The organism is Paenibacillus sp. MY03 (genome assembly GCF_002165585.1).
Classification (GTDB): Bacteria; Bacillota; Bacilli; order Paenibacillales; family Paenibacillaceae; genus Pristimantibacillus; species Pristimantibacillus agaridevorans.
The window spans coordinates 64,818-83,386 of the sequence record NZ_MXQD01000016.1 but is presented as its reverse complement, the minus strand read 5'-3'; the positions used below and the strand labels follow the sequence as shown (position 1 = coordinate 83,386).

16 protein-coding genes are annotated in these 18,569 nt (G+C 56.0%); 9 read left to right on the top strand and 7 right to left on the bottom strand.

Annotation, left to right across the window (positions count from 1 at the left end; genetic code table 11):
* Positions 1 to 226 precede the first annotated feature (226 nt).
* A complete protein-coding gene (mgrA, locus tag B1748_RS17320) occupies positions 227 to 1,234 on the bottom strand; it encodes an L-glyceraldehyde 3-phosphate reductase (protein ID WP_087569192.1) in 1,008 nt (335 codons plus the stop codon).
* A gap of 234 nt (positions 1,235 to 1,468) precedes the next feature.
* Here mgrA and B1748_RS17315 point away from each other — a divergent pair, with 234 nt between their 5' ends.
* Both B1748_RS17315 and B1748_RS17310 read left to right on the top strand, forming a co-directional pair.
* The gene (locus B1748_RS17315) at positions 1,469 to 2,638 is read left to right on the top strand and encodes a YecA family protein (RefSeq protein WP_179215641.1); all 1,170 of its coding nucleotides are present in this window, start codon (positions 1,469 to 1,471) and stop codon (positions 2,636 to 2,638) included.
* 199 nt (positions 2,639 to 2,837) lie between these two features.
* Positions 2,838 to 3,422, top strand: a complete 585-nt coding sequence (locus B1748_RS17310) for a hypothetical protein (protein WP_087569190.1) — start codon at positions 2,838 to 2,840, stop codon at positions 3,420 to 3,422.
* An 85-nt stretch (positions 3,423 to 3,507) separates the two neighbouring features.
* Here B1748_RS17310 and B1748_RS17305 read toward each other — a convergent pair whose 3' ends face one another.
* A complete protein-coding gene (locus B1748_RS17305) occupies positions 3,508 to 4,395 on the bottom strand; it encodes an AraC family transcriptional regulator (protein ID WP_179215640.1) in 888 nt (295 codons plus the stop codon).
* 196 nt (positions 4,396 to 4,591) lie between these two features.
* Between B1748_RS17305 and B1748_RS17300 the strand changes: the two genes are divergently transcribed.
* A complete protein-coding gene (locus B1748_RS17300) occupies positions 4,592 to 5,674 on the top strand; it encodes a glycoside hydrolase family 172 protein (protein ID WP_087569188.1) in 1,083 nt (360 codons plus the stop codon).
* Between the two features lie 147 nt (positions 5,675 to 5,821).
* Here B1748_RS17300 and B1748_RS17295 read toward each other — a convergent pair whose 3' ends face one another.
* On the bottom strand, positions 5,822 to 6,514 hold the full coding sequence (locus tag B1748_RS17295; protein WP_087569187.1) for a metal-dependent hydrolase: 693 nt from the start codon (positions 6,512 to 6,514) through the stop codon (positions 5,822 to 5,824).
* A gap of 207 nt (positions 6,515 to 6,721) precedes the next feature.
* On the opposite strand from B1748_RS17295, the gene B1748_RS17290 reads away from it, so the two are divergent.
* Positions 6,722 to 7,705, top strand: coding sequence for a phosphotransferase (locus B1748_RS17290; RefSeq protein WP_179215639.1), 984 nt, complete (start codon positions 6,722 to 6,724; stop codon positions 7,703 to 7,705).
* Between the two features lie 132 nt (positions 7,706 to 7,837).
* Here B1748_RS17290 and B1748_RS17285 read toward each other — a convergent pair whose 3' ends face one another.
* Positions 7,838 to 8,701, bottom strand: a complete 864-nt coding sequence (locus B1748_RS17285; RefSeq protein WP_256975734.1) for an SDR family NAD(P)-dependent oxidoreductase — start codon at positions 8,699 to 8,701, stop codon at positions 7,838 to 7,840.
* 183 nt (positions 8,702 to 8,884) lie between these two features.
* Here B1748_RS17285 and B1748_RS17280 point away from each other — a divergent pair, with 183 nt between their 5' ends.
* Positions 8,885 to 9,274 (top strand): MerR family transcriptional regulator, encoded by a 390-nt coding sequence (locus tag B1748_RS17280; RefSeq protein ID WP_087569185.1) that lies wholly within the window; start codon positions 8,885 to 8,887, stop codon positions 9,272 to 9,274.
* A 314-nt stretch (positions 9,275 to 9,588) separates the two neighbouring features.
* The gene (gene thrS, locus B1748_RS17275) at positions 9,589 to 11,733 is read left to right on the top strand and encodes a threonine--tRNA ligase (protein ID WP_087569184.1); all 2,145 of its coding nucleotides are present in this window, start codon (positions 9,589 to 9,591) and stop codon (positions 11,731 to 11,733) included.
* A gap of 145 nt (positions 11,734 to 11,878) precedes the next feature.
* Here thrS and B1748_RS17270 read toward each other — a convergent pair whose 3' ends face one another.
* Complete coding sequence (locus B1748_RS17270) at positions 11,879 to 12,772, bottom strand: AraC family transcriptional regulator (protein ID WP_087569183.1); 894 nt, start codon at positions 12,770 to 12,772, stop codon at positions 11,879 to 11,881.
* 134 nt (positions 12,773 to 12,906) lie between these two features.
* Between B1748_RS17270 and B1748_RS17265 the strand changes: the two genes are divergently transcribed.
* From B1748_RS17265 to B1748_RS17255, 3 genes are all read left to right on the top strand, one after another.
* On the top strand, positions 12,907 to 14,034 hold the full coding sequence (locus B1748_RS17265) for a glycoside hydrolase family 88 protein (RefSeq protein ID WP_087569182.1): 1,128 nt from the start codon (positions 12,907 to 12,909) through the stop codon (positions 14,032 to 14,034).
* A 231-nt stretch (positions 14,035 to 14,265) separates the two neighbouring features.
* Positions 14,266 to 15,075, top strand: a complete 810-nt coding sequence (locus tag B1748_RS17260) for a DUF4362 domain-containing protein (RefSeq protein ID WP_087569181.1) — start codon at positions 14,266 to 14,268, stop codon at positions 15,073 to 15,075.
* Positions 15,076 to 15,170: 95 nt separating this feature from the next.
* Positions 15,171 to 15,956, top strand: coding sequence for a TetR/AcrR family transcriptional regulator (locus B1748_RS17255; protein WP_087569180.1), 786 nt, complete (start codon positions 15,171 to 15,173; stop codon positions 15,954 to 15,956).
* Positions 15,957 to 16,452: 496 nt separating this feature from the next.
* Here the strand turns inward: B1748_RS17255 and B1748_RS17250 are convergent, their stop codons facing one another.
* Complete coding sequence (locus B1748_RS17250; RefSeq protein WP_087569179.1) at positions 16,453 to 17,211, bottom strand: ABC transporter permease; 759 nt, start codon at positions 17,209 to 17,211, stop codon at positions 16,453 to 16,455.
* The gene (locus B1748_RS17245) at positions 17,208 to 18,110 is read right to left on the bottom strand and encodes an ATP-binding cassette domain-containing protein (protein WP_087569178.1); all 903 of its coding nucleotides are present in this window, start codon (positions 18,108 to 18,110) and stop codon (positions 17,208 to 17,210) included. Before B1748_RS17245 ends, B1748_RS17250 begins: the two co-directional genes overlap by 4 nt.
* Positions 18,111 to 18,569: the final 459 nt, after the last annotated feature.

Sequence of the window (18,569 nt, the reverse complement as noted above, 5' to 3'; positions counted from 1 at the left end):
GCCGGATAGCGTTGGCAAACGTCTCGGGTTGGCCAGACGACGAATCGTCCGTCCGGGGTTCTCCGTTCGATGAATCGTCGTCCAGCGTTTCCGTTCGACGAATCGTCCGTCCGGAGTTTCCGTCCGGCGTTCTCCGTTCGATGAATCGTCGTCCAGCGTTTCCGTTCGATGAATCGTCCGTCCGGAGTTTCCGTCCGGGGTTCTCCGTTCGACGTTACCGGCCGGCTTACGCTTGCGCGCCGTCGCCCTTCGAAATCCGGTCGATCAGCTCGAGCTCTTCGGCCGAGAACGTCAGGTTGTCCAGCGCGCGGACGTTCTCTTCGATCTGGCTGACCTTGCTTGCGCCGATAAGCGCGGATGTGACGCCGCCGTCGCGCAGAACCCAGGCGAGCGCCATCTGCGCCAGGCTTTGACCGCGCTGCGCGGCCAGTTCGTTCAACTGACGGACAATAGCCAGTTTCCAATCCGGGATGCTGTCCTTGTTCAGGAAGCGGCTATGCCCGGCTGCACGGGAATCGGCGGGAATCCCGTTTAAATATTTGTTCGTGAGGACGCCTTGCGCAAGCGGCACGAAGCCGATGATGCCGACGCCCTCCTCGTTCATCGCGTTATGCAGGCCGCCTTCGATCCAGCGGTCCAAAATGGAGTAGCTGGCTTGATGGATCAGGCAAGGCGTGCCAAGCCGCTTCAAAATAGCCGCGGCTTCGCGCGCCTCGGCCTCCCTGTAATTGGAGATGCCGACATACAGCGCCTTTCCTTGACGAACGATGAGGTCCAGCGCGGACATGGTTTCTTCGAGCGGCGTGTCGGGATCCGGACGATGATGGTAATAGATATCGACGTAATCCAGACCCATGCGGCGGAGGCTTTGATCCAGACTGGCCACGAGATACTTCTTGGAGCCCCAGTTCCCGTATGGACCCGGCCACATGTCGTAGCCTGCCTTGGTCGAGATGATCAGCTCGTCCCGGTAAGGGGCGAGATCCTTTTGCAAGATTTGGCCGAAGGACTCCTCCGCTGAGCCATAGGGCGGTCCATAATTGTTCGCGAGATCGAAGTGGGTAATGCCGGCGTCGAACGCCGTGCGCGCGATCGCTCTTCCGTTCTCGAACACATCCTGTCCGCCGTAGTTATGCCATAATCCGAGCGATATGGCGGGAAGCTTGATGCCGCTGTTGCCGCATCGGTTATATACCATTTCGTTGTATCGATTGCCATTAGCCGTGTAAGGCATGTTTGTAATCCCTCCGCAACGTTTATAATCATATTACTAAGCTTTATTATGATGCCGCAATCGAAGGATTCATATAGTGCGAAACCTGATCTGTATGGCATAATGCTTGCTATGTTCGCGGCAAATAGAGGGTTGCATCCCATGTCTGCGCGTTAAGGCGTTATCTGTTATACTATTATCTTAGTAATTAGTATGAACAAGGTAAATTGTAAGCCAAACAAGGAGATTATCGTTATGCCAACAGTAAAACCGAACAAGATGACTTTGACGGAAATCCTGGGTAAGCTCAAAAAAGACGAATTGACCGAATTGCGCCAAGCGCTGGATGTTCGAGGCGTCAGCCAACTCAATAAAGCCGACCTCGCCAAACGATTGACTGCCGAGATCGTCGACAAGATGGAAGACAGCCTAGAGCGAATGGACATCGAACGCTTTACGGTGCTGCAGAGCGTCATGAAAGCGCCGGACGGCATCGTTTCTATAAAAAAAATCGACGACAATTATGATTCCATGTATTTTCAGCAATATGGTTTGCTCTTCGCGATGGACGATTATGTCTTTATGCCGCAGGAAGTCGTCGCGAAGCTGAAGACGCTGGATCTGGACAAGCAGATGGATTTGCTGAGACGCAACGAACGTTGGGCTAATCTGACGAGAGGCCTCCTGTTCTACTATGGATACATGGACAAGGAGACGTTAACCGGGCATGTAGAGAGGCTTACGGGCGAGCCGGTCGACGAAACGGCTTTCTGGAGAGTTGTCTGCGATCTGGCCTTTTATGATTATAGTCTTAATTACGACGAAGATAACGTATGGAACTTCATGTTAAAAGATCCGTCCGAGTTGATTGCCGAGCAGCAAAATCGCCCCAATCTTCCTTATTATCCATTTGCGGAGCCGGAGGTCATCCGTGCAGCCGCGCACGATTATGTGGATCGTCATGAAGGCTACAAGAAGTTCGCGTCCGTCTTGCGCAAGCATTGGCGAGTAGACGCCAAAAGTCTGGACATCATGGCCGACGAAGCCGCGTCCGCCATTCAGAACGGCGCTTCGATGAATGATCTGCTTATTCAATTAATGGAGCATCTGGAGCTGGGATCGGACAAGGAAATGAACGAGTTGATGGATGCGCTGGCGTCCTTCCATAATCATACGCGGATGTGGGTGCTCAAAGGCCATTCGCCGGAAGAGATGTCCGCCTATAGGCAAGGCGCCGGCCCGGTGCTGCACCCTCAAGGCGCGAACGCTGCCGCGGTTGCTCCTCTCGCCGACCGTCCGGCACCGCTAGACATGCCGAAGGCCGACGTCTACAGCTTCCAGACGAAGCAGAAGATCGGCCGCAACGAACCGTGTCCTTGCGGCAGCGGCAAAAAATACAAAAAATGCTGCGGTGCCGGCGCGTAAGAAGCATATGCGTCAATAAACAACCGGCAATAAATAACCGTCAATAAACAACCGGCATCAAGGAAGAAGATCGCAAGGACCTCCTGATAGGGGGGCTTGCGATCTTCTTTCTTTTTCGTCTCCGGTCGGGAACAATTGGGCGACGCGGAGCGTCTATACCATTACACAACAGGCCGGAGTAGAGAGGGGACGCTGGACGATGAACAGATTATCAGGACTTGCCTTGTTATGGCTGGCGGCGATTGTATTGTTGATAGCTTGCGGCGGGGAAGAGCGGCCGGAGGGGCCTTCTTCCACCACCAATCCGATTGTGGCGGAGAGGATGGACAATCCGAAGCTCGTGCATAAGGGAGAGCCGTTCGAGATGCGGCTCAACGTGGAGAAGACGACTTATAAAGAAGGAGAGCCCATTGTGCTATCGGCTTCGCTGACATACACGGGGGACGAGAAAGAGTTTACGGTATGGGGATCCAGCAGCGCCAAGGTCGGCTTCACTCTGACAGACGGGAAGGACTTCGATATGGACGGTGCCAGCACCTCGGATTTGACGCCCATGAAATTCGCTCGGGGAGAGACGATGGAGTTCCCGTTCGTGAAGAGCGGTGGTTACAGCTCCGATGATCCCGATGCGGAGTTCTGGAGAGCCTTCTACGCGGAAAAAGAGCTGAAGCTGCCTGCCGGACAATATTTGATAGCCGCGCACTGCAACTTCTCCTTGACGCAGGACGTCGTGGACAGTCATTATGACGGCGATGTGTATACAAAGATCACAGTAGTGGAGTAGGTAAGACGGGAAGAAGGATAACGAAGGTTAGTCCTTCTTCGCCGCTGGACCGGATATGGCCCGATGTTTTCGTCAGTCATCAGTTTCAGGAGGTAGCCGCCTCGCGATAGGCGCTGGGGCTGCGGCCCTCTTTGTTTTTGAAAGCGCGGCTGAAGGCGTGAATGCTTGGGTAGCCGAGCATATCGGAGATGTCTTGCACGCTGAGAAGCGAGTGCTTAAGCAGGCTGCGCGCCCGTTCGACCCGCATCTGCTGATGGAATTGGATCGGAGTAATGCCGTGCGTTTCTTTAAAGCGCCGAATGAGATGATGCTTATTCAGGTGGAACTGCTCCGCCAGCTCCTCCAAAGCCAGCTCGCGGCCGGCGTTCTCGCTCAGATAGAGCTGGATATCTTCGAGCCTGACGGAACCTTTCCCGCTTGTTCGCTTCAGTTGCGGAGCTTGCGCATCCCTGAGGAGACAGACGAGCAGCTCCAGGAGCAAGCTTTTTACCCGAACTTGATAATAGGGAAGTCTCATCTCTTGCTCGCGAATAATTCTGAACAGCAGTTCCTCGAAGGGATGGACGGTTTGGAGCCGGATCAGGCTGCCCAGCCTGAGCTCGGGACCCGATAGCAGATCGTCGCGGAACCAGCGTTTCTCCTCCGGGGTCATATCCTTCTCGTGCTTGAAGGAGACGGGCACCTCGGAGCTGTCAAACGTTTCGTGCAGGTCGAAGTGAATATGGGGCTGATGCACGGGGCCGTGCTCCGGCACGCGAAGGACGTGCGGCTGGCGGGGCTTGAACAATAGGACGTCGCCGCTCCCCGCCACGATCGTCTCATGTCCGAATTCGACCTCGAGCGTCCCTTGCTTCACGTATAGCAACTCATAATCCCATAACATTCGCTCGTCCAGCACCGTACCGGGATGGAGCCAATGATCCATGGCCACCCGCACATAAGGCGACAGCGTTTGTACCGACGACAGCTCCATCGTTAACCTCCAGGACTTCCCTATTGTCAAAGTCTGCGACCTCTTGACTCTCCTTCCATTATAATCGCCAAAAGAAACTATACAATTGCTAAATCCGTTCTCCGGCATCCCCGTTATAATGGCATTATTGCGAATGCAGGCGCTTTCGATCCGCAAGCCGCCGGCATATAACAGATGACATGGAGGTTGATTGGCGATGAACTACGATTTTAACGGTACGGGAATGGGGCTGGGCAATCTGGCGAGACTTTCGAACGCGGTAACGCGGTCGGTATCGCCGGAAAATTTCACGGGAGAAAAGGGCAAAGGCGGAATGGCCACCGAAGGGGAAGGACTCGGTCCATCGGGTACGCTGGGACAAGGGTGGAAAATTTCGCCTTGCGTTCAAGTGGAGCCGGGCACGGCGTTTACGATGGCGGACATTGCCGGACCGGGCGTCATTCAGCATATTTGGCTGACTTGCCCCGTGGAATCATGGCGGCATTTGATCCTCAATATCTACTGGGATGACGAAACGGAGCCTTCGGTTCGCGTGCCGGCAGGAGATTTCTTTTGCAATGGATGGTGCGAGCGCAGTCTAGTCAACTCCTTGCCGATCTCCGTTAATCCTGCCAACGGGTTCAACAGCTACTGGGAAATGCCTTTCCGCAAGCGGGCGCGGTTCACGATGGAGAACGTGGGGACGGAGCGGAAGGTGCTTTATTATCAAATCAATTATACGCTTACCTCCGTGCCGGATGACATGGCGTATTTCCACGCGCAGTGGCGGCGCAGCAACCCGCTGGCTTACATGGACGTGCATACGATCGTGGACGGCATCCGCGGCAAGGGGCATTACGTCGGCACCTATCTGGCCTGGCAGGTCAACAGCAACAACTGGTGGGGCGAGGGCGAGGTCAAATGTTATATGGACGGGGACACGGAATTCCCGACGATCTGCGGTACGGGACTGGAGGATTATTTCGGCGGCGCCTGGAACTGGGATATGGACGGTCAATACGTCACGTATTCCACGCCGTTCCTCGGCATGCATCAGCATATTAAGGCGGACGGGCTGTACCGCGCCAACCAACGCTTCGGCATGTACCGCTGGCATGTGATGGATCCCATCCGGTTCGAGACGGACTTCAGAGTGACGGTCCAGGCGCTGGGCTGGCGCTCGGGCGGCAAGTACTTGCCGCTGCAGGACGATATCTCTTCCGTCGCGTACTGGTACCAGACGGAGCCGCATGTCCCGCATCCGGCGCTGCCGCATCGGGAGCAGCTGGAAGTGATTTGACGCTGCTGCGGACAATCCCATACACATGAATCACCCCCGCCACTATGGCGGGGGTGATTCATGTTCAGGCAGGCATTAGGAGTCCCGGTTTCCAGAGACAGAGACGCGTAGACGATTAGAGCAAATCGCTAAGGAAGGAGGCCGGACTCAGGAGTTCAGTTCGTAAGAAGCGCCGGGAGAGAGCGCAATCCCTTTCATGCCTTGCTCCTCCAGAGCTTTTGCAAACTTGTCGGGATCCTGCACGATGCCGGGGAACGTATTGTAATGGATGGGGATAACGGCCTTCGCCTGCAGCCACACCGCGGCCGTGAGCGCATCTTCCGGTCCCATGGTCAGCAGATCGCCGATGGGCAGGAAAGCAAGATCGATGTCGTGGCGTTCTCCGATCATTTTCATATCGCCGAACAAGCCGGTGTCTCCGGTATGGAGAAGCGTCGTGTCATTCCAATCGATGACGAATCCGCCGGGCATGCCCATGTACAGAATTTGGCCCTTCTCGACGATCATGCCGGAGCTGTGGAACGCATGGACGAGCTTAACCTTGGCAAAACCGATGTCCAGGCTTCCGCCGATGTTCATGCCGATCGTCTTAAGTCCCTTCCAGGAGTAGTAAGTTGCAAGCTCGTACGTTGCGATAATGGTGGCGTCGTTCGCGTGAGCTATGGCTTCCGCGTCTGCGGTATGGTCGCCGTGCGCGTGCGTCAGCAAAATGTATTGCACCTTCACCTCTTCAGGTCCTGCGATGGCCGTGGGGTTGCCTGTCAAGAAGGGGTCAATGATGACGGAATGTTCGCCTTCCGTAATTTGAATACATGAGTGTCCATGGTACTTGACGATCATTGCGATTCCTCCGATCCATGATTGGGTTGCCATTCGCGAAAGCCATGCCGGTATAGCTTGGCCCTCTCCATTATATGTCATCCCGGCGGGGGCGCGCCAACTCAGGCCCGGCTCTGCTGCTCCTCTTTGTGCGGAATACGAGCAATTTCGGTCTTGGTCATGTACGATAGAAGAAGCTGTTCATTCGGGGGAAAAGGGGCATTTGAGATGAATGGGGAGGAAGAACTCGCAGCGCTGCTAGACATGGAATTCGGTATCCGATATATCCGCGCAACTCCTATCGACAAGGGCTGGCTTAACGTGAAGTGGAAGATCGATACGGATCAAGGCCCGCTATTCGCCAAATATTATCATCCCGACCGGTACAAGCTCCATGCCCGCCCGGATCGCAAGGCGGCCATCGAGCGAACGCTGGAGCTGCAAAACGGACTTCACGCTGCCGGTGTTGCTTGCCCACGAGTGCGAACGACCGATGACCGGCGTCTGTTGGTGACCCCGTCGGGGATGCATGTCGCGTTTATGGACTGGGTGGAAGGCGGGACCGTGCAGGCCGGCAGCATGAATGACAATCAGCTTAACAGTCTTGGGCAATCGACGGGACGTATGCACGCCTGGCTGTCGCATGTGCCGCCTTTGAGCAAGCCAGCATGGGAACCGGACCGTGCGGCTTACCTGATAGATTGGGAAGGAAACCGGAATACGGCGGCCGCGGCAGGCGACGAGATCGTGCTGGACTGGCTGGACCGCTCGCGCGCTATCGTAGAAGCCGCGGACTTCGGCGAGTTCGCGGCAAGTCGGCAAGGCTGGCTGCACTGGGATTTGTGGGTAGACAACATCCTGCTGGGCGACAGAAAAGTCGCAGGCATCGTCGACTTCGATCGGATGACGATGGCTTATCCGGAGATCGACGTTGCGAGGGCCATCCTGTCCGGAGCGTTGCAAGAAGACGGGGGACTGCGCATAGACGGAGTTCGCGCGTTTATGGACGGGTATCGCGAGCACGCAGCGGCATCTTGCGAATTGTTGGTTCGAGCGATTCGCATGCTCTATCTTATCGAATCCATCTGGTGGCTGCGCACGGAGGTTCGCGTCGAGAGCGAGCTTCGCGAGTTGCTGGCGCGGTTTCTTAGGGAGCTGCGCTGGATTGAAGGGCATTGGCGGGAGCTGCCGGAGCTTCTGGAGCGAGTATAGGTAGATTGAACTGGGGCATGCGGAGAGCAAAGGGGGAGTCATGCGGCTTCTCGCAGCTCGTCTCCGGATTTGCTTTCCACAGGTGCCGCAGCCTCGACACGCCGAATAGGGTACCGCGCCTCAGGCGGCATATCAGCCCTGCTTCAAATACTCTTTGCGGTAAATCTCGTCCACCTGCCGCAAAATGGCAGGGCCATGCTGCCGGAACTTCAAGGCCCGCGGAGCTCCTTTGGATACGAATGTACCGGCTGCATGCCGAGCTGCGCCTGCCGCACCGTCGCGAAGCCGTGCCGCGCCGTGCGTCGGAGGCGGGAAAAACAGCCTCATCAACAATTGGACGGGCAAAGGCAGGCCGCCGCTATTGCTGCTCCGGATCGTATTGTTGCCGCCGGGATCGACGCTGAGAAGCCGAATGCCTTCGGCCTCTGCGGCCGCCGCGTGTTCCTGCGTCCATAACGACAGGGCCAGCTTGGAGTCGGCATAGGGGCCAAGCAGCTTCTTGAAGGATTCCGGGGAGGCCAGCTTCCCGGGATCCAGACGTTTGACCATCCCGGCCGCATTCGACGAAGTGCCCACGACGGTAGGTCTGTCGCCTTGCAGCAACAGCTCCTTAAGCTCGTTGTAAATAATGTACGGCACGACGGTATGCAGCTCGTAATGAAGCTCGCGTCCCTGCCTGGAGTAAAGCAGCTCGGAGAAGCTGCCTCCCGCGTTGTTGTAGAGGACGTCGATTCGGGTTTCATGCGCGTGGATTTCTTCCAGCACTTTCCTTAGGCTCGCATAATCGGAGAGATCCCCGCGGTATGTTCTGAGCTTGGAAGTCCGCAGCATCCCGTTCAGCAGCTCATCGTCCTTGGGAAGCTCCGAACGGTTGAGGGCAATGACCTGCCAGCCTTCCCTCAGCAGCAAGCGAGCGAGCTCCAGGCCAATGCCGTGGCTAGCGCCGGTAATAAGCGCTACCCGTTCGTTTTGGTTGTTTCTTGTCATCGTGGTCATAGAGTATCATGCCTCCTTCATGGCGGTGGGTCGCAGATGCGATGTAATTAGATGCATTGTAGAACTTGGAGTTGGCTTCAAGTCAAGGGCTTTTTTTGAAAGGGATTGGAAGCTTGACTTGGAGCCGGCTCCAACTTATATAATCGGAAGAATACGATGAATCGGAGCAAGGAGAGAGCTGAGATGAACGCAGAACGAACCTATACGATTGCGCAGGCCTCGTCGCATACCGGATTATCGGGGGATACGATTCGTTACTATGAGAGAATACAGCTCCTGCCGCCGCCGGTAAGGAAGGAGAACGGTCACCGCCGTTATACGGATGATGATATTGCCATGATGAAGCTGCTGCTCTGCCTAAAGAAGGCGGGATTGTCGCTGGAGGAGATGAAGCCATTCCTGGGCATCTCGCTCGACGGCGATCTGACGGAACATCAGGACTTGATCGACATGATGGAAAGCCATAGGGAGAAGGTCCGCGCGCAGATGGAGGAACTGGCCAAGGTCGTGGCCTTCATCGACGAGAAGCTCGGCAATCGTTCGCTTGCGAATACGGGCTGCGAAGGGAATTGACAATTCCGGTCAATGAGAATAGAATGAATGACAAATCCAAAGGCAATGATCAAGGACATGAAGGATTGCACATACCGCCCAGAGAGAGGGGACCCGGCTGAAAGCCCCTTAGGTCATGACATTCGTTTACCGCCTTGCAGCCGCAAGTTTGAAATTCCGCCAGCGAGGCCTCGCCGCCGGAAGTGTAAGGCTTGCCGGGTATTCCCGTTACAGAAAACACAAGGATTCGTCTGGCGGTTCGCCGCCGCGAGAGACGAATTGAATTTGGGTGGAACCACGAGCGCGCTCGTCCCTTTGCGGATGAGGCGCTTTTTTTGATTTCTACGAACGGGAGCGCCTCATCCATCGATAAGACCAACAACATACCAATCGGCTATAACCAAGGACATGTGCGGCTTACGCATGCCGACAGAGAGAGGGGCCCCGTGCTGAAAGCCCCTTCGGACATGGAAGACGCGTACCCCCTTGCAGCCGCGATTCGGAAATCCGTGCGCCTCGCGCAGGCAACGGAGACTATGAACCGCCGGGAGTTCCCGTTACAGAACGTCGAAGGATTCGCATGCATGGCCCAATTCCCGGTTACTCCGGGAGGCTCCTCGCGCGGATCGAACTTTGGGTGGAACCACGAGCACGCTCGTCCCTATGCGGACGGGCTTTTTTTGTTTTTCCGAACCCATAAAAATAAGGAGATGAAGACGATGAGCAAGCAAGTACAGCAATCGGAACAAGCGGGAAGGGCAGCGGCCCTGCTGCTCGCGGAGGCGGTAAAGCGATTATATCCGGAGGCCAAGCTAGGCATGGGCGGCCTCGTGAATCAGGGATTTTATTATGACTTCGACTTCCTGGGGGAGTCGTCCGTTCCGACATCCGCCGAGCTGGCGGCCATACAGGAGGAGATGAGGAGCGTTGCGGCGGAATCGTCGCGGCGAAGCGTCATGCGGCTATCGCGCGCGGAGGCGCAGCGTTTGTTCGAGGAGAAGGGCGAGCTTTGGAAGGTGGAACTGCTTCGCGAGGCGGACAAGGACGAGGACAGGGACGAGGATGAGGTCCTGCTGCTGAAACGGGATGCCTACCTGGATCTGATACTTGAAGAGGGAATGCCGCCGAATGATGCAGAGAGCGCGGAATTGTCGTTCAGGCTGCTAAGCGTGGCTGGCGCGTATTGGCAAGGCGACAGCGGCAATGCGGTCCTGCAGCGGATCTACGGCGTTGCATTCGAAAGCGCGGAGGAGCTGGAATCGTATCTGATCTGGCAGGAGGAGGCGCAGCATCGCGACCATCGCAAGCTCGGCAAGCAGCTGGAGCTGTTCATGTTCGCGGATGAGGCCCCGGGCATGCCGTTTTATCTGCCCAAAGGGACGATCCTTCGGAACGAGCTGGAGCGTCTGGCACGGGAATTTCTGCAGAAGTTCGGATACGAAGAGGTGCGGACGCCGTTCATCATGGACCGGGCCATGTGGGAGCAGTCCGGCCACTTCGAGCATTACCGCGAGAATATGTATTTCTCGGAGCTGGATAACACGCAGGTAGCGGTCAAGCCGATGAATTGCCCGGGACATATGCTGATGTTCAAGAGCAAACGCCATTCGTACAAGGAACTGCCCATCCGGTATGCGGAGTTCGGCCAGGTGCATCGTTACGAATTCAGCGGAGCGCTGAACGGACTGTTCCGCGTGCGGACGTTCTGCCAGGACGATGCGCATCTGTTCGTGCGGCCGGATCAGGTCGAGGAGGAGATCCTGCGGACAATCGAGCTGATCAAGTCCGTCTACGAGCTGTTCGGCTTCGCGTACAGCCTGGAGCTGTCGACAAGGCCGCAGCATTCCATGGGCAGCGACGAGCAGTGGGAGCTGGCGGAAGCGGGGCTGCGCAGAGCGCTTGAGGCGGCCCAAGCGCCTTATGCGGTAAATGCCGGCGACGGTGCGTTCTATGGACCGAAGATCGACTTCCACATTAAGGATGCATTAGGCCGCAGCCATCAATGCGGCACGGTGCAGCTCGACTTCCAGATGCCCGGGAAATTCGGCTTGTCGTATATCGACGAACGGAACGGGAAGCGGACGCCGATTGTGATCCACCGCGCCGTGTACGGCTCCATCGACCGGTTCCTCGGCATACTGATCGAGCATTACGCGGGGGCGTTCCCCCTATGGCTGGCGCCGGTTCAAGTGATGCTGCTGCCTGTGGCGGGCGCGCACGAGGTCTATGCGTCGGAGCTGCGTGAGAAGCTGGCCGCCGCCGGCATTAGAGCCGAAGTCGACAAGCGTAACGAGAAGCTGGGCTACCGCATGCGCGAAGCCGGCCTGGCGAAAATTCCGTTCGTCGCCGTTGTCGGCGACAAGGAGCAAGCCGGAGGAAGCCTGCAGGTTCGGGAGCGCGGAGATGGGAATCAGCGGGAATACGGCGTAGAGTCGTTTGTCGCGATGGTGAGCGAGCAGTTTCGAGGGAGGAAGTCCTGATTGGACATTCTGAATGGACTAAACGGAAGTCCTGAACGGTTATCCTAAAAGAGGCAGCCCCAAAAATGTTCGCATGATCTGGGAACACTATTGGGCAAGCCTCATCGTTCTCTCGTTCTTTCGTCCTGGCAGCCCATAGGAACCGTCAAGTCGGCATATTTTGCCGCGAAGCCAACAGCTTGGCCTGCTTGCTGCGATATTGCGACGGCGTGCTGTCCACCCACTTGCGGAACTGGCTGGAGAAGTGGGACGGGATGGGCCAGCCCACCCGCGCTCCGACCGCCTCGATGGACAGATCGGTGGAAGCGAGCAGCAGGCAGGCCTCCTGTACGCGGCGGGCCAGCAAATAGTCGGTCACCGTATGACCCGTTTCCTCGCGGAACAGATGGGAGACATGATACTTGGATAGGTGCAGGTCGCTTGCGAGCTTCTCCAGTTGGAACGGCTCGTGAAAGTGCTGCTCGATCCACTCCAGGATAGCTTCGGTGTGCGAGGCGGAGCGGGAGGCGGACGGCAACCTGTCCTGCGGATAAGCGCCTTCGCTCTCCAGAAAGACGAGCAACTGCATAAGCAGGGCGGCATGCAGCATATGGCGGCCCTCCGGCGGCGCCTTCTCTAGCAGAGAATTGTAATAGAGGAGGAGCGGCTCCACGGGATGGCGGCTGGAGAAGCCGCGGAACACATGCGTCGTCAATCGATCCTTCCAAATGCGCCTAAGTCCGGCGGCCAGACTGCCGAAGGTTTGGAGCGTGCCCGCTACCGTATTGGGCTCGAAGTGAATGATGGAGCGGGTGTAAGGCGAGTGATCCGTCAGCGCTTTCACATAATGAAGCTGATAGGGCTGAAAGAGGAACAAGGTGCCGGGCTCGATGGTGTAGACCGTCTGATCGAGCACGACGCTGCCTTCCCCTTCGTGGACGTATAGCAGTTCGATGCCTTGATGGTAATGAAAGTAGCCCCGATAGCCAGGCTCTGCCTCCCGATACAGCTTGGCGTGGATAGGCGCCTCCTGAAAATCGACGAAAGAGATGCGGCTCATATCGTTCTCCTTCCTTGATAAGAGTTGTCCGGCCGATTATTAATCGCAATTTAACTATAGTCTATCACAAGACAACTGAACTGTCGCAACGCAACATCTGGTATCCTCATAGGTAGAAACCAATGGGAAGAGGGATGCGCATGTGGCAGCAAATTATGGACGACGTGGTACAGAAAACGAAACAAAACATTGAGCGTTACGGCGATTTATTCCCGCATGTCAGCTTAAACGATCAATACCTGCTTAATGACAATACGGATTGGACGGACGGCTTCTGGTCGGGCCTGCTATGGCTCTGTTACGAATATTCGGGAGACGAGAGCTTTAAGGAAGCGGCCCGCCGTACGGTAGCCAGCTTCAAGAAGCGCCTCGAAAACAATATTGCGCTGGATCATCACGATATCGGTTTCCTGTACTCGCTGTCGTCGAAGGCGCAATGGATGATTGAAGGCGACGAAGAGGCGAAGCAGCTGACGATCAAAGCGGCGGATGTCCTGCTGGACCGCTGGCGTCCGGAGATCGGCATTATCCAGGCTTGGGGACCGAAGGGAGATCCTCAGAATGGCGGTCGAATCATTATCGACTGTCTGATGAACCTGCCGCTGCTCTACTGGGCGCACAAGGTTACAGGAGAACAGAAATATTACGACGTTGCGGTAGCGCATGCGGAACAAAGCCGCCGTTTCCTCGTTCGCGGAGACGATTCCTCGTACCATACGTTCTACTTCGATCAGGAGACGGGCGACGCGCTGCGCGGAGGCACGCATCAGGGCTATAGGGACGGCTCGACGTGGACGCGCGGACAGGCATGGGGTATCTATGGTTTTGCGCTATCCTACCACTATACCAAAAACGAGCAGTATCTCGAGACTTCCATTCGGCTGGCGAAATATTTCCTGGAGCGTCTGCCGGAAGATCTTGTCGTCTACTGGGACTTCGACGCCCCCGTTAACGCGGAGACAAAACGCGACAGCTCGGCTTCGGCCATCACGGCATGCGGCATTCTGGAGCTGCTCAAGGTACTGCCGGCGGATCATGAGGATCGCGCAACCCTCGAGAAAGGTCTGGAGCAGACGATGAAGGGACTTGCGGAAGGATACTCCACAGTGGGCAAGCCGGATGCGCAAGGGCTGCTTGAGCGCGGCTCTTACAGCGTGCGCGGAGGCCACTCCCCGGACGACTACATGATCTGGGGCGACTATTACTATATGGAAGCGTTGATGCGTATCGAGAAGGGCCATAAGGGCTACTGGTACGAATAAAAATTACGGTTCATGCCGGGGCCAGGTCGGCTCCATGCACCGCATACAAGAAGAAATCGCCGCACGGGCTTGGACTCGGGCGGCGTTTTTTTGCGCGCTTGGCCGCACAGGCGCACGGAGCAGAAATGAGCAAGAAGCGGGGTTGTGCAATGCCAAATATGGAAAGGATGCACCTTTTCGCCCTCCGGCGTCGTCAAAGAGATTAGGGATCTACATAAAGGGGGTTGTATTGTGCGAAGAATCAAATACATGATGTTTCTGATCGTCAGCATGATGTTCGTCTCGATCGTGTCGGCGGGATGCAGCGGGAAATCTTCCGGGACACCGTCGGGCGAGCCAGGGGGCGCTCAAGTCGATCGGGTTGTCGTCTCCCGCTCCATCGAATTCGCTCGCGTAAACGACAAGCCATACGGCATATTCGACGGGAAAAAGGAAATAGAGGCCTTCGCCAAGGCGATTCAGACGGGGGATAAAATGAGAGGGCAGCTGGATATCGACTTCCCGGATTACGACGTCGTGATCGACCAAAACGGCAAGCGGAAGCAAATTCACTTGTGGCTGGACCAGCGGAGCAACCGCGGCATGTTTACGTATGTGAGCGACACGGGAACAGGGTACACGCTGACGGAGAAGTCGACGAAGGAGCTTGTAGAGCTGATCTGGGGCATCGGCTATGATGCCGACAAGGCTGCCGAGAACGGAGATATCGTAGCCGAGCTGTCCGGGGGCGTTCGCAATGCGGAGAATTGGCTTTCTTTTGTAGACCATGTAGAAAGGGGAGAGCTCGCCGACATTCAGGTCGTCTACTATACGAAAGAGGGCGATCCAATCTTTCGTAATCTGATCCATAACGGGGATTCGCTCAGACTCAGGTACGACAATACTCATGATGCATATGGAACGCCGGTGGACCGAACGGATTTCTGCGATGGAATCGAGGCGCAGGAAACGGAGCAAGGGACGGTCTATACTCTCGCGGGCTGCAGCGACAGCGAGACGGGGTTCGAGCTTGTGCTCCCGGGCTCCGGCGGCGGGGACTGATTCCGCTGTGCCTGAGTCGTTGCCTCCCTCGCCCTGTATGCTATACTGTATATCAAATACACAAATAGCGGACGACGGCGGTGAAGAAGGTCACGATGACACGGAATGAAGAGAACGAGCGGGATGAGAAGCTGAAAGTGCTGCCGGACAGCGTGAAGCTGAGCTGGGGCATTACGAAGAAGGGACGCAGAGGGCCCAAGGGGGAACTAAGCGTTCCCCAGATCGTGCAAGCGGCGATTGCCATTGCCGACGAAGAAGGGCTTACGGCGGTGTCGATGAGCCGGGTGGCCCAGTCGCTCGGGTACACGACGATGTCGCTGTATCGATACATCGCAAGCAAAAACGATCTCCTTCTGCTTATGCAGGACGCGGTGTGCGACTTCCCTATACCGGAGGAGCGGAGCGGGGAGTCATGGCGGGAACGGATGAAGGAATACGTGGCACTGTCCGTTGCGGTATTCCGCGAGCATCCATGGTATGCGGATATTCCGTTCGAGAGTTTGCCGCTTATGCCTCATAACCTCCGTATCCTCGACTGGATGATGCGCATTATGAGGGACTTTCCCGTCAACCATTTTGAGAAAATGTCGTTCCTGCTGCTTGTCAGCAGCTACTCCAGAGCTTGCGGCATGATCGAGCGCGACGTCGCGCTTGTGATGAAGGAAAAGGGCTCCATGGACAGCTTCCATGGCCAAAATTATACGGCCGCGCTGCAAGAGTTGATCAAGCCGGACCAGTACCCTTACTTGCATCCCCTCGTCATGTCGGGAGCGTATACGGACGAGGCGGACAACCCAATCAAGGACGATCTGGATTTCGGGCTGGAGCGCATCCTGGACGGCATCGAGCAATATATCGAGATGAAGCGAAAGCTGACATAAGAATCCTGCACATGGCTTCGAAAAAAAATCACTCATCGCCCCTACCTCTCCGGGAAGGACGCGTGAGTGATTTTTTAATTTAGGTAAGCAATCCATTCGCCATGCGTTCTCTCAATATCTCGGAAGGCAACGCTCCGCGCCGCCACAGGACGGCGTAGCCGGTTCACTTTGACGTATAGAAAAGCATATGAGTTTACTCATACTTTCGCTATACGTTTCACCACGTTCCGCTGAAAATTATATTTCATATCGTCCGACTACTTAGGGGCGCGGCCTGCGGGAATTGTACCTATATACACAAATTTTCACCCGTTTATACTGGAAACCAGAGAAATTGATCGTATATACACAAATCCGCCCCGACAATGAATCAAAATCTCCTTTTGCGGATGAGATTTGTGTATATTTGTACAATTTGCTGTTCTGAGGCGAGCTTGGCTCGCAAAATTGAGCATTATTGCTCAATTGCTGTCCGGAGCGATACTTCTTGTGTTCGTTAGTCCCCGGATTTTCGGGCGAATGCAATGGCGCCCCAGATCATGGCGCCGGCCAATATTCCTCCGCACCATAGGAGTGCTTGCCAGCCGTGATCGGAGGCAGGGCTGCCGGACAGCAGGCTTCGGATGGTCTCGATGACGGGCGTGATGGGCTGGTGGTTCGCGAACCCCTGCAGCCACGAAGGCATCGTCTCCGTCGGCACGAACGCGCTGGACAGGTATGGGAGGAACAGCAGCGCGAAGCCGTAGCCGCTCGCGGCCGCCGGACTGCCGGTTACGAGACCGATCGCCGCGAACAGCCAGGTGAAAGTCAGAATGAACAAGGCGACGAGTCCCACTGCCAGCAGCCACTCCACGAAGCTTGCGCTGGGCTCGAAGCCGACGAGCAACGCGACGCCGATCACGATGCAGGTAGCGACGAGATTGCGCGCGAGGCTGGCCGCGACGTGACCCGTTATGACGGCCGTCGCCTGAATCGGCATCGTCCGAAACCGGTCGATGATGCCGTTTGTCATATCGGTCGCCACGTCGACGGCCGTACTGGAGGCGCCGAAGCCGGCGCATAACAAAATGATGCCGGGAACGACATAATTGACATAATCGCCGCCGGAGGAGATAGCCCCGCCGAATACATAAGTAAAAAGCAGCATAAGGAATATGGGCAGCATAATGGCCATGAGCAAAGCCTCGACATTTCGAATGCTGTGGCGCAGGCTGCGCCCGATAAATACGATGTTAGTCGTCCATAACGTTTTCATCCTGCGGATACCTCCTTGTTCGCCGTTTCTACCTGCGCTTGTGTAAGTGCGAGGAACACATCGTCCATGCTTGGCTTGCGGATTCCGATCCGAGTGTCGGGCGGATAGAGGCCGACGAGCTCGTTTATGGTTTGACGGATGTCGGTGAGGCCTCCGGTCGTTGGTATGGAGGTCAAGAGCTCGTCGTTGCCGTCGCGCAGCTCGATGACTTCTCCGCCGACTCTGGCCTTCAGCTCTTCCGAGGTGCCCTCGGCCACGATGTGTCCGCCGTGAATAACGGCGATTCGATCGGCTAACTCGTCGGCTTCTTCCAGATACTGCGTCGTGAGCAGTATCGTAATGCCTTGCTGCTTGAGCGCCAGAATCATCTCCCACAGGGCGCGGCGGCTGATCGTATCCAGACCCGTCGTCGGCTCGTCAAGGAACAGGACGGAGCGATTGGCGACAAGACTGAGCGCGAGATCCAGGCGGCGGCGCATGCCTCCGGAGTAGGTTTTGGCGCGTTTGCCGGCCGCATCTTGCAGTTGGAATTGCTTTAGCAGCTCATTTGTTCTTTTGCGGGCTTCCGCACCGGATAATCCGGATAATCGGCACATCATCATCAGGTTCTCTTCGCCGGTCAGCACTTCGTCGACAGCCGCGAACTGGCCGGTCAAGCTGATGGAGCGCTTTACCTCCTTGCGGTCGCGGATCACGTCGTGGCCCGCTATGCTTGCGGACCCGGCATCGTGGGATACCAGCGTGGAGAGGATGCGGATTAACGTTGTTTTGCCTGCGCCGTTCGGCCCCAGCAGCGCGAAGATGGTCCCCGAGGGTACGGAGAGGTCGAGTCCGTTCAGAACGCTTTTGTTTTTGTACGATTTGCAAAGCCCTCGTACATGGATAGCATAAGTTGTCATGTGCTTTCACTCCTTGTCTCATTAACTGTATGTGTTATAAACAGTATATGTTGCACTCTGTTTTGACTCCTCGGTCTTGAGACTGAACTTGAGGGGCCGGCAGATGTAGATTCGGAAATGGAAAAAGGGGCTGTCCAATAAGTCTCCAAAATAAAAAGTTGGGCGGAAAATGTCTTCCGTCCAACTTATTTGTGAACCTGCTTTTTCGGGAAAGTGGCGAGGGGGATGCCTGCCACTTAACAGTTAACCAAAACGGGGCATTCTGCATTCCGTTTTCACTGATTTATTGGATAACCATTATGCCAGGATCCGGCCAGTTTGGTGGATTGTGTATGAATTTTCATACACGTTTGGCCAGGAGCTGACCTATTTGGTGGATTGTGTATGAATTTTCATACACGTTTGGCCAGGATCCGGCCAGTTTGGTGGATTGTGTATGAATTTTCACATACGTTTGGC